At 57.3% G+C, this 12,205-nt stretch carries 6 protein-coding genes; 3 read left to right on the top strand and 3 right to left on the bottom strand.

The window, feature by feature from the left end; all coding sequences use genetic code 11:
• Window positions 1-9: 9 nt before the first annotated feature.
• Genes MMC1_RS13895 through MMC1_RS13885 form a run of 3 tightly spaced genes read right to left on the bottom strand, consistent with a single transcriptional unit; the run spans window position 10 to window position 7,789 of the window.
• Complete coding sequence (locus MMC1_RS13895; RefSeq protein ID WP_011714304.1) at window positions 10-3,522, bottom strand: helicase-related protein; 3,513 nt, start codon at window positions 3,520-3,522, stop codon at window positions 10-12.
• A complete protein-coding gene (locus tag MMC1_RS13890) occupies window positions 3,516-6,896 on the bottom strand; it encodes a TM0106 family RecB-like putative nuclease (RefSeq protein WP_011714303.1) in 3,381 nt (1,126 codons plus the stop codon). The genes MMC1_RS13895 and MMC1_RS13890 overlap by 7 nt, the downstream gene beginning before the upstream one ends.
• A complete protein-coding gene (locus tag MMC1_RS13885; protein ID WP_011714302.1) occupies window positions 6,893-7,789 on the bottom strand; it encodes a helix-turn-helix transcriptional regulator in 897 nt (298 codons plus the stop codon). Before MMC1_RS13885 ends, MMC1_RS13890 begins: the two co-directional genes overlap by 4 nt.
• Before the next feature lie 478 nt (window positions 7,790-8,267).
• On the opposite strand from MMC1_RS13885, the gene MMC1_RS13880 reads away from it, so the two are divergent.
• Genes MMC1_RS13880 through MMC1_RS13870 form a run of 3 tightly spaced genes read left to right on the top strand, consistent with a single transcriptional unit; the run spans window position 8,268 to window position 12,153 of the window.
• Window positions 8,268-10,079, top strand: coding sequence for an AAA family ATPase (locus MMC1_RS13880; protein WP_407081014.1), 1,812 nt, complete (start codon window positions 8,268-8,270; stop codon window positions 10,077-10,079).
• Between the two features lie 2 nt (window positions 10,080-10,081).
• Entirely contained in the window at window positions 10,082-11,218 is a 1,137-nt protein-coding gene (locus tag MMC1_RS13875; protein WP_011714300.1) for a sensor histidine kinase, read from the top strand.
• Window positions 11,212-12,153 carry a response regulator transcription factor gene (locus MMC1_RS13870; protein WP_011714299.1) on the top strand — a complete coding sequence of 314 codons (942 nt, stop codon included), beginning with the start codon at window positions 11,212-11,214 and terminating at the stop codon, window positions 12,151-12,153. The genes MMC1_RS13875 and MMC1_RS13870 overlap by 7 nt, the downstream gene beginning before the upstream one ends.
• The last annotated feature ends 52 nt before the right edge of the window (window positions 12,154-12,205 follow it).

Below are 12,205 nucleotides of genomic sequence, written 5' to 3'. Positions count from 1 at the left end.
CCTTCGTCCTTATACCGTCTGGCTCGCCGGGGTGGCCCGGGAGAGCAAATCCGTCAATTGATAGTTGATGCTCGCCACCCCAAACTCTGGCTCCTGATGGAACGGGTTGCGAACGTAATAGGGGCCTTCATGGGTGTCGCCATCCACGATCACAATGGCCAGCCAGAACTTCTCCTGCTGGTTCATGCCCATGATGATCTCATTGCGGGTTACCGTGATGGTGCTTTGGCCTTTGGCACGACCTTTAACCTCGATGTGCCGGTCCTGAACCATCTTCCCATCCACCGTTGGCGGGCGAGCGGTAATATCCCAGCCGCAGTTCTCAGCGGATACATCAATAATCTGATGGCCCATGGACCGCTCGGCTGCCGTCACCGCATCCATGGCGATCTTTTCCACCCGGCTGCGGGCAATGGCGTCCGCGGTGAAACCGGGTTCCCCGCGACGCTGAGCCAACAGGCCCTGGGGGATCACCAGCATGCCACCCACCACCACCGGCGTGCTGGAAACCACGTGGCGCATGGTGGCTAGCTCTTTCTTTCGCTGTTCCAGGCGAGCGGTCAGCTCGTCCACCCGCTTTTTGGCATGATCCGGCTGCATGCGGGGTTGCTTTCCGGCGGCCACGTCATCGCTCAGCTTGATGTAGCGGTCCGACCAGTGGTTGATCTCCTTGACCAACCGCTCATTGACGGCGGCCAAAATCCGATCCGCCTGCCGCTCCCGCCGGGAACGAACCTCTTCGTAGTGATCCGGGACCAGCTTGCGTGAAGCGTGGTCCAGCGCCAAGGCTTCCAGATTGGCGTTGATCCATGGGGCGGTCAGAACATCGAGAATCAACTCCTGTTCGGAGGAATCGAGCGGTTGGAAATCCAGGTGGGGAGCCCATCCCGCGTTGACGGCGCGGCCATCCTCGTACACCCCAACAAACTGAAGCCTACGTGAAACCACCCGAGGCTGATCTCCCGCGCTCTCCCGCACGTTGTGGTCCACCAGGAACAGCACCCGGGGTTCCGTTCCCTCGTCGTTGGGATCGATGAGCATCGTTCCCTGCTTCAACTTGGGGCGGTGCGCCTCCAGAACCAAGTCCGTTACCGAGGACATCAGGGGATGGGCTGGATGAACCAGATCCGCCATGGGCTTGCCGGGATGGCGCACCTGCTGTTTCTCGAAGCAGATGCGTTCATACTTCCGCAGCACAGGTGTACGGGTCTCCCCGATGACGCGATCCCGCTCCCGGATAGTCGCCGGGACGTGGCGGATCTCGAATCGACCGCTCTCACGTGGTCGCATCTCTCCGCCCAGGATCTGGAAGGCTTCGGTGAAGAAGGTGCGGATAAAGAATGGCTGGAGCTTGCGGGCTTCGGCCTTCTCCATTTCTTCCTTCACCGCATAGAGCTGCTCCAGGGACATGTGTTCCTCGCACAGGGCATTGCGCGCCATGATCCCCTTCAGGTGATCGGTATCCAGCGCGCCATCGATGACCTGGCTGAGCCGGGCTTTCACATCGGGCCTTTCCCCGTAGCGGATGGCCTCGATGAGCAGCTCTTTCAGGGAGGTGTTCTCGAAGGCTTCACCAAGGATGTCAAACACCCGGCCACCCAAGGCGGCGCGCTCTATCTCCAGCTTTTCGAGCAGTTTTGTAAAGACCTCACCTTCACGGGTTCCATGAGCGACGATATTCCAGAGATGGCAGACCTCCGTCTGGCCGATGCGGTGAATCCGCCCGAATCTCTGCTCCAGGCGGTTCGGGTTCCAGGGTAGATCGTAATTGACCATCAGGTTGGCGTTCTGGAGGTTCACACCTTCGCCGGCGGCGTCGGTGGCCAACAGGATCAGGACATCCGGATTGTTACGGAACTCCTCCTGAATCTTACGGCGATCATCCCGGTTGACGCCGCCGTGGATCACCACCACGGCGCCCGGGGCTCCCAGCAGGCTGCCGATCCGCTCCCGCAGGTAGTTGAGGGTATCCTTGTGTTCGGTGAAGATGATCATCTTGCGGCGGTGGCCGGAAGCGGAAAACATCTCCGGCTTTTCCTGCAACAGCGAGGAGAGTTCCTCCCACTTACGATCCTTGCCGGAATGGACCACCAGCTTGGCCTGCATCTCCAGAAGCCTGAGCGTTTCGATTTCTGCTTCCAATTCCTGGATGGTCTGGGCGGCGGTGGCCTGATCCACAACCTTTTCCGCCCAATCCTCGTATTCACCACCGCTCAGCTCTTCCTGGGCTTCGTCCAGATCCTCCGGAATGTCCACATGGTACTCGGCCAGGGTCTCCGCCACCTTATGCCCGCGCGCCACCAGCCGCTCATCATCCAGGCGGCTTTCGAGCCGTTTGCGGCGGCGTTTGATGGACTGGTAGATGGCTTCGGGGCTGGAGGCTAGGCGGCGTTGCAATTGGGTCAGGGCGAAGCCGACGGTGCCCTTACGCTTGCCATCTAGATTGTCCGCCCGGTTCATCTCGTTGCGGACATAATCCGTGACATCGGCGTAGAGCCTGGCTTCCAGGTCTGAAAGCTCGTACATGACCGTGTAAGCGCGCCGCTCCGGGAAAAGTGGCGTGCCGTCAAACTTGAGCAACTCCTCTTTCACCATGCGGCGCATCAGGTCGGATACGTCCACCCGGTGCGCGCCTTCCCGGAATTTGCCGTAGAAGCGATCCCCATCCAACAGGGAGAGGAAGAGTTGAAAATCGGTCTCCTTGCCGTTGTGCGGGGTGGCCGTCATCAGCAGGAAGTGCCGGGAAACGGAGCCAAGCAGCTTGCCCAGTTTGAAGCGCTTGGTCTCCTTGACCTTCTGACCATAATAGCTGGCCGACATCTTGTGCGCCTCGTCGACGATGATCAGGTCCCATTCGGAGTGGGCCAGCTTTTCCTGGAACTCGTCATTGCGGGAGAGCTGATCCAGCCGGGCGATAAGCCGGTCGTGTTCATCAAAGGCATTGCCGGAGAGCGAGACCTGATCCAGTTCCCGGCTGAAGACGGTGAATTCCACGCCGAACTTCTCATACATCTCGTCCTGCCACTGCTCCACCAGACTGCCCGGGGCAACGATCAGGATCCGCTTGGCGTCAGACCTCATGAGCAGTTCCCGGATCAGCAGGCCCGCCATGATGGTCTTGCCGGCCCCTGGATCATCCGCCAGCACGTACCGAAGCGGCTGCCGGGGCAGCATTGACTCGTAGACAGCGGAAATCTGGTGTGGCAGGGGCTCCACGTTGGAGGTGTGAACCGCCATCATGGGATCGAACAGGTGGGCCAATTGGATCCGGAACGCTTCCACCCCAAGCTTGAAGTCGGGACCCGGCGCATCGAAACCCCAAGGCCGTCCTTCCTGCGCCAGTTCCAACCGCCCTTCATCAGAGCGGAACAGCATCTGTTCCCCGAGTCGGCCCTGGCTGTTTTTGTAGTAGACCGTAAGGGCATCGTGACCAACGGGTTCAATGCTGACCACCCGGACGATCTCGTTGCTTTCGATGCCACGGATCTGGCAGTTCTTTTTGATGTCTTCAAGTTTCAGCATGTGGCCCGTTCCGTTTCCGCCATTGGCCGTTCAGAGTATTGCCGCGCCCAGCACAGCGTGTTCACCAACCGCATCTGTTCCACCGTTTTGCAGGGAATCTCCAGCAGGTTCGGGTTGGCCACGATCAAGGCCAGCGTCCGCGCCCGGGAGATGGCCACGTTGAGCCGGTTCTTGCTGTAGAGGAACTCGATGTCCCGGGGCAGGTCCTCCGCGCCGGAGGTCACCATGGAGATGATGACCACCTCTGCCTCCTGGCCCTGGAACTCGTCCACGGTCCCCACCTGCGCGCCCTCGGGGAGCACCTCCCGGAGATGGTTCACCTGAACGTTGTAGGGGGTGACCACCAGGATGTTGTCGAGTCCGAGGGGACGTTCCTGCCCATCGCGGTCCCTGTATCGCTGGGCGGTCAGGCTGGCGATCAAATCCCGGACGATTTCGCCTTCCATCTCACTTTTCTGGGAGCACCCCACATGCCGGGCCTCGATGAACCGGATGCCGTTGGGCTGGAGCGCCGGGTGTGCGGATTCGGAGAGAATGAGCGCCTGGTTCCGGGTGCCCGGCTCGGGGTGCAGCCGTCCGTCGTAGACCGCATCGGAGATGAACCGGCAGACGTTCTCGTGCATCCGCCACGTCGTGCCCAGGAAGATCCCCCGGTCCGCCGGAATGGTGGACTCGCCTTCCAACAGGTAGTCCAGAATGGACATGCCGGAAAGCCCGGGGTGGACGCCCTGGATGGGCTGTCCCAGTTGCATCTGGTCACCCACCAGGACGATGTTTTTGGCGCTGAGTCCCATGGCCACCAGATTGGCCAGGGAGACCTGCCCGGCTTCGTCGATGAAGAGGTAATCCAGGGCCTCGTCGATCTCATCCCGGGCAAACAGCCAGGCGGTCCCGGCGATCAGGTCCGAGTCCAGGTTGATGTTCTTGCTGTCGTAAACATTCTCGACCATCTCCCCCTGGAACAGGGAGTCGGCATTCTGGGCCGTCGATTTCTTCTGGCCCCGGAAAGTCAGCCCTTCCTGGATGGCCGCCTTCTCGATTCCCGAGAGCAGGTTGTTGATCGCCTTGTGGGAGTTGGAGGAGATGCCGATCTTTTTCCCACTCCTCAGCAGCTCCACGATCACATGGGAGGATGTGTAGGTCTTCCCGGCTCCGGGCGGCCCCTGGATGAACAGGTAGCTCTCCTGCAGGCCGGAGACCGCCCGGATCGTGGCGGTCAGCAGGTTGTCGTCTTCCGGGACGATGGGGCTGCCTGCCACATGATTGGCAATGGAGGGCATCTCCCGCCGAAGGAAAGCCGTCAGTGCCTGGAACCGTCCATTCTCTGCGATGATGGCGTCGGCAAACCGGTACACCGCATTGCGCAGCACCTTGTTGTCGATGGGACCGGTGGGGGTGATGGAGAGCGCCTCCGGCAGCGGTCCTCCTTTCGCACCCTTCTTGATCCGCACCCGTTGGGACCGCATATCCAGCTCCACGATCTCCCCGGCGCGCTCCAGGGTATCGGCGCGAAGGCAGGAATCCCCGGCCCGCAGCTTGGTTTCCTGGGGCGGGAACCGGTAGGTGAAGACCGTGGATCGCTTGTCCTTGTAGGGGGGCTGTTTTCGATCCGCCCTCAGACTTCCCAGGCACTCGGCGTCATCCACCAGATCCTCGTCGGCCCGGTCCTGGCGGTCGAACATGGCCCACCACTGGGGCTTGGCCTCCCGGCGGTGAAACTCCAGCAGTTGCGCCACCAGTTCCCGGAATTCATGGTCGGGACGCTTCTCGCCGCCGGTCAGGCTCTGCTCGTAGCGCTGGCGCGTCTCCTCCGCTTCCAGTTGGGCCGCCAGCTTCTCCTCGGGTGGGACCTCTGCCGTCAGGTCGAACCATGGCAGGTCGTCCGGCCGCAATCCGGCCAGCAAGTCCCGAAGCAGCAGGGTGGAGCGGCAATCGTCCTCGTTGTAGTCGCTGATCTGCTGCAGGAGGCCGGCGGCTCGGGTTTTCCGCCAGGTCTCGTACACCACGATGCTGTCGCCAGCGGTGGCCACCTCAGCGCTGCGCTTCTCCATGTAGAACGTTTCCAGGTTCTTGATGGAGTAGCTGGGCTCGGAAACCCGGATTGCCTCCCGCACCACCTTGTACAGGTCCACCAGCTTCCGGCCACGCAGCAGGTCATCCACCTCACCCTCGCGGGCGCCGTACCGGGAGGCCAACCGCTTGAGGGCGGTCTCCTCGTAGTGGTTGTAATGGTAGACGTGCGCGCTGGGATGTTCCCGAAGATGCGCCACGAGAAAATCCATCACCGCCTGGAAGGTCCGCTTCTCTTCCTCATGGTCATGGGCCCAGAAGGGCTTGAAGACGGGCCTGCCCTCGCTGACGAAGTAGAAGCCGAACAGATACTCCAGCCCATCCGGGTAGAGGGGGTCCCCCTCCATGTCGAAGAACAGGTCTCCCTCGGCAGGCCTCGGCATGCGGGCGAATCCCCGGCCCGGGACGGATGGAAGGGTTTCCACCCGGTTCTCCCCGGTCTCCCGCTTGGCAACCTGAAGCCGGGCCTGGGCGCGCAGCTTCTCCAGCGTTTCCTGGGCCAAGCTGGGTACGGTGGCATCATCGTCCATGTGGGCCAGGGCCTGAACCGTGGCGATTCCGGCGGACTCCAGCTTCAGGATCTGGCTGCGCCGGATATTGGCCACCTGGCTCAAGTGGTCTTCACGCTCCCACTGCTCTCCGCAGAGGTCGCGCCACTTGCACAGCTCACAGAACCCGCAGGGCTCGGACCTGGATCTTTCCGGGGGTTCGGAGACGTACTCCTCGAACCGCCGCCGAATGATGCCGTGGTAGTAGGCGAAGTCGTCAAAGCGCAGATGGACCTGGGAGAGATCTCCCAGCACCAGCGACATACCCTGAGGCCGCGTTCCTTGCATCTTTGCGATGAAATCAGAATAGAGGCAGAGCTGGATGACAAACTTTGGCTTTGGGTGTTTAGTCAGCTTGGTATCTACTGCCTCATAGCTGAAAGGGCCCAGCCCTGAGGGACGATCTGTTTTTTGCAGAAAATCAGCATAGCCATGCCATTGGCCATCCAAAAATCCAGCTTGATAAATAATGTCTGGCCCATCCGCCATCACATCGGCAGTCATCTGAACCCGATCAGTCAAGCCCCCTTCACTGGGGATCTCAACGACGCTGAGCCCTGACCGCTTCAGCGACTCCAGATACTCAGCCTCATGCTCGTGGCCACGTTCTTGGATGAGCCTATCCTGCGCACTCACCTCAGCACGGGGCAGCCGCTCGTCCAGATCCATCAGATCCAAGAACGTGCTGTGCCGACATCCCAGAAACCCGTTTAGGTCCGAGGCGGCAAACAGAATATGGCCGGAGTGCCGTCTCACGAATGCCCCTCCTCGGAGAGGCTATAGGCTTTTTCCACCTCTTCTTGGTTGAGCAGGACAATCTGCTGATGCCGAGGCTGGCGAACGTTGGGGTCGATATCCAGCCCCATACGCTTGAGGAAGTAGAAGAGGAACCCACGCCGCACCGGAATTACCAACTCACCATTCTCCATACCATAGTCCAGCTCGATAGCGATGCGCTGAGTCTCAGTCAGTTTTGGGTGCGGCCCAATCCGCACATCAATGAACTCTTGCCACTCCACATCCTCGGTCGGATCCAGATCATGTTCCTTAGTCAGGCGAATGCTGACAATCCGTGCCAGCACAAAATCCTTGAACGCCTCACCACGATGACACCATGCTCGCACATGCCACCTGTAGCCATCGAAGGCCAAGGCGTGGGGTGTGATCCAACGCCACTCTGGCTCCGGCGCATTCATGGACTGATAACGCACCTGAACGGCCAACTTCTCCCGGATCGCTCCAACCACCTTTCGCAACCGCATGGGATCAATACCACGACGTGGTTGCGGCAGCACGTCATAGGAGGGGATGCTGTACAGCCAACACTCCTCCTCGGTCATAATTCCCGAGGAGAGCGAGAGCATGTTGGCCAGGTAGCGATCGGAATCCGGGTTCAGGAATTTGGGCTTGAAATCCTTGTCGGGGTAGTAGCACTTCGCTCGGATGTCGTAGTGGATATTTTCCGGTGCGACTTCCTGGTACTTGCCCAGGTCAGCCGATGCCTGCGGCACCGAGACGCCGAACTTCTCAATCAGATCTCTCCGATTGATCCGCCCCTCCCAGAAGAGCCGGAATTCAATGAACTCCATTCTGCGCTCTACACCCCAGCGCAACTCTTTCCCGGATTTCGCTTTTTTCTCTTCTGACATCTCTGTCACCAATAAACCGTAAAGAAACTGTATTGACCAAACGATCAGAAATGGTATAGTTTATAATCTATCACATCGAAGTTAGACCGTCAATGGTACTCAATCGATTATAGTGACTAAGAGGGGCGAAGTCATGCTTGAAAAGCGTTTAGGTGCGTAGATCCAAACATTCACTGGCAAGCAGTTCTGGCCCATGGACGCCCGCTCGGAAGAGGTAGATATTGGCTTTCTTATTGGTGCGATGGTGGTGTGGTTTCTTAACGCCACCCTCATTCACCCCATAGCGACATTTATATTCGGCGTGCAGACGAGCACGTATCCATTGGCTTTTATCCTTTTTTGATAGCAGGCTCCCTTGGGAGCTGCACTCAGTGACAGGTGTCAGACCATGAATGCTAGAGAAGAGATCGTTCCAGCTTATGGCAACCACATCCTTTTGGGAGCTGAATTTTCAGGAGGCTTTCTTGAAGGGGGGAAATTGGAATTCCTCCCAGGTCTCAACTGCGTCATTGGAGGACGCGGGACCGGCAAGACCACCATTTTGGAGTTTATTCGTTACACCCTGGGCTTGATGCCTGAGCTGCAGCGCAACAGTCGCTCTCGCGCTCACTCCGTTGTACAGAACAATCTGGCCAATGGCAGAGTAAAGCTTGGAATTCAAACAGCCCATGGTATGCGTTACACCGCTGACCGCCCATGGAATGATGAGTGCCAGGTTCTCAATGAGAGAGGAGAGATCACCACCATCTCTCTGGATCGTGACCGCATCTTCAAAGCCGATATCTACAGCCAGAATGAGATTGAGCAGATCGCTACAGATACTGGCTTTCAACTGAAGCTGATCGATCAGTTTGAAGAGGAGAGTATTCGGCGCATCAACGGCGATATCAGCAAGCTGATGCGTGATATCAACCATAGCGCAGGTGAACTGCTCCAGATCAACCGCCAGATGCAGGATCTGGCTGAAACCGCATCAGAGCTCGCTGCCATTGAAGAAAAGCTGAAGGGCTTTGAACAGCTCTCAGATGGGCCTGACGCTGAGGCCATCAATGCCGCCCATGCCCATAAGGCACTGCGGGATCGGGAATCCCAATCGCTCAATGCACTCCAGACCGAAATCGATGCCTTCTCCTCCCGCTATCAGAAGGGAATGAGCGCACTGATGCAAAAACTCAATGCGCATTTCAATCCGGAATACCTGGAAGGGCCCAACGAGGCGGTTTTTGAAGCAGCCTCAAGCCATGTGCAGTATATGCTCGATGAGATGATTAAAAACCTCCCCATCATTGAGGAGCTCTGCCAAATCGCGGGCACCGAGCTTTCTCAGCTTGATGAGGAGCTAAAGCTTCGCCATGGAAAGCAGGAGCAGGAATACCGGGATATGGTAGAGCGATCTCAGGAAGAGCAAGGGCGTGCTGCTGAGCGCAACCAGATCCAAAAGCGCCATCTGGAGGTGACAGAGGCCAGACGCCAGTTTGAGGAGCTCAAAAAGCAACAGGCTGAGCTGTCAGAGACGCACCGCACTATGACTTCGAAGCTTTCGGATCTGCGGGATGAGCGGTTTTTGCTACGCCGAAAGGTGGCTGACCGTCTGACCAACCAGCTTGACCCCATGATACGGGTCACCATAACCCAGTCTGGCAATCGGCAGGCGTTCGCGGACCTCCTCTCCGAAGGGCTCAAAGGCTCGGGGCTGAGATACGCATCCATTGTGGACAAGGTGGTTCAGAATCTTTCCCCTGAAGAGGTTAGCACCATCATCCACCGACGGGATGTAAAGAGGCTATCAGATGTAGCAGGTCTGGATGAGATCCGCTCCGCCCGTGTGATCGACCTGCTTTCTGATAATGGCTTTGCCAATCGGCTTGAAGTAGTGGAGTTGGATGATTTGCCACGGATTGAACTGCAGGATGGGGAAAAGTACAAAGATGCCACCGCGCTTTCAACTGGCCAGCGCTGCACCACGATCTTGCCCATTTTGTTGCTAGAGAGCGATCGCCCCCTACTGATTGATCAGCCAGAGGACAATCTGGATAACGCCTTTATCTTCGATACCATCGTCAAATCCATCAAAAAAGCCAAAGCTACGCGCCAGCTTATCTTTGTGACTCATAACCCCAACATACCGGTTCTGGGAGAGGCGGAGCGGGTCTTTGTACTCTCATCAGATGGTAGGCGGGGACGCATCCAATGCGCTGGTAGCGTTGATGAGGTAAAGGGTGAGATTGAGACACTGCTTGAAGGTGGCCGCGAGGCGTTCCTGCAGCGCAAGGAAAGGTACGGTCACTGATCATGATGGATACCATTAAACCGGAGACAGGCTTGGATGGGCTTCTACAAGCATTTTGCTCCTCCAATTGGCCCACCGTAAGGGATGCTGTGGATCAAGGGGGCGGTCTACTCCGCTACGCCGCCATGGAGCCATTCGTACACGCCAGGCTGGGCGAGCAGATGTTTAGTTTAGCCCGACATGAGAAGTGGGAGGTCCGCAAAGCCCTGGCCCATGCCATCCTCTTTCTCCGTCATGAGACCTTTGACAGGATCATTGCTGTATTGGAGGAGGATGACAATGCCTGGGTGAAGAGCGCTGCGAAACGGACCATGGATCGGCGCCAGGAGATCTCCAAAACCGACCTGCTCAAGGATGAGCATGGGGATCTTATGCTGGAGTGGCTTTCAGATCTTGAGGAAAAGCATGGGGCCCATGCTCGGGGAGCCGCCAAACGGGTCGCGGAAAAGCTCCAGAACCAGTTTGTGAGGGAGTTCAACCACGAAATGGTCAAAGTCATCTCGCCCATGGATGTGAGCCTTACCTTGTTGAAAACAGCCCTGGAGCAGAAGCGGCTCAACCGGGCATTGATCCAAAAGCATACGACAATGGCCAAAGAGCGCCTTGAGTTCATGATGGCCATCTTGAACTCCTTTCGAACCCTTACCCAGACGACTGAGCTGGAGTTTCAAAATGAGAACCTGATCTCAGTCGTTGATGAGGCGATTCATCTGATAAGGGATCGCAAGCCTGAAAACAGTGCGCTTCACGTTGAGCTCTCTGTCCCTAAATGCATCATGCTGGATATCAATCGTTATCTACTTCTGCAGGCGCTATCCAATATCCTTCAGAACAGCATTGATGCATGCATTGCTTGTGACCGCGCACCGGCCATCAAGGTCCATGCTACTGTGGTGAACAGGTCGAGGGTGATGCTCTCCATTACTGACCAAGGGACAGGTATGTCAGAGCAGGATGTCAGGAGCGCTTTTCGGCTCTTTGCCACCACCAAGCCGGATGGCACAGGGTTTGGTCTCACCATCGCCAAGAAGATCATTGAATCTGACCATGCAGGCCTCATTCAGCTCTCTAGCCAAAAAGGGAAAGGCACCACGGTAACCATCTCTCTGCCAGTTAAACAGGAGGATCTGAAATGGTGAGTAACAGAGCGAAAAACAAGCATGTGGCGCTGATTGTTGAGGATGACCTGAATCTGGCAGAAGCGTTGGGCGATCTCCTCAAATCCCTTGGCCATGACTTCATCCATGCCGAGACCCAGGAAGAGGGGCTGCGGTTGATGGAGGAAGGGCAGTTTTGCTTCGCCATCCTTGATCTTCAGATCAAAGTGGATGCCGATGCCATCTACCCTATGGTTGAGGCGGGTGCTCAGCTTCAGCGCCAGATTCGAGATCGCTACCCTCATCGGAATGACAATGATCAACACCATCTCCAGATCCTGGCCATGAGTGGTCACGCCAAGGAGATGTTCAACGTGATTGGAATGCTGCAGAACGGGGCGGATGACTTCATTCTCAAACCGCTTGGAGAAAACAATCCACCACTTCACATCAAGATCCAGGAGTGTTTGGTCAAAAGTGGTCGGGAAAACCATGCGGATTGTGCTCACATCATGGAGCTGGCCAGAGGCAAGCCAAGCCGGAGTAATTCCCGGCCTGTCGCACCCAAGCGAAAAACAGAACGCTCTGATATCAGCCTAACGATCCCTGGCCAAATCGAGGGCAAACGGACAGAGGTCGCTATTAACGGTGTTTCACAGCACTTGCCTGATGCCCAGCTCCTTTTACTCATGCGCATGGTGGCTGGTAGAGCACAGGATGACTCAGGCTGGGTTCACAAGCAGGATCTGGGCTCCAGAGATGCCGATGGCTTTAAGGGGATGTCCAACCTCAACAGCTCTCTGAAGCCGCTGCTCCCTGGTGGAATGTCCTTTTATGAGAACGACAAGATGGGCAGTTATCGGATCAAGCCCGAGATTATCATTGGTGAGATTGACCATACCCAGCTTGCTTTGCATAGTCAGCGGGAGATCCGGCAGCTATCAGCTATAATTCAGAAGATGAGGTTGGCGGCATAATATTTTGTCTTTTTGAATCAAATCAGAAGCCTCACTGTGGAGATGAATAATG

Source organism: Magnetococcus marinus MC-1 (assembly GCF_000014865.1).
GTDB classification, from domain to species: Bacteria; Pseudomonadota; Magnetococcia; order Magnetococcales; family Magnetococcaceae; genus Magnetococcus; species Magnetococcus marinus.
Note: the sequence above shows the minus strand (reverse complement) of the source record. Positions and strands in the feature narration are given on the sequence as shown.

Excerpts from the sequence above, each read along its gene's own strand:
- MMC1_RS13895 (WP_011714304.1), bottom strand. The coding sequence starts at position 3,522 with ATGCTGAAACTTGAAGACATCAAAAAGAACTGCCAGATCCGTGGCATC.
- MMC1_RS13885 (WP_011714302.1), bottom strand. The coding sequence starts at position 7,789 with ATGTCAGAAGAGAAAAAAGCGAAATCCGGGAAAGAGTTGCGCTGGGGT.
- MMC1_RS13875 (WP_011714300.1), top strand. The coding sequence starts at position 10,082 with ATGATGGATACCATTAAACCGGAGACAGGCTTGGATGGGCTTCTACAA.
- MMC1_RS13870 (WP_011714299.1), top strand. The coding sequence starts at position 11,212 with ATGGTGAGTAACAGAGCGAAAAACAAGCATGTGGCGCTGATTGTTGAG.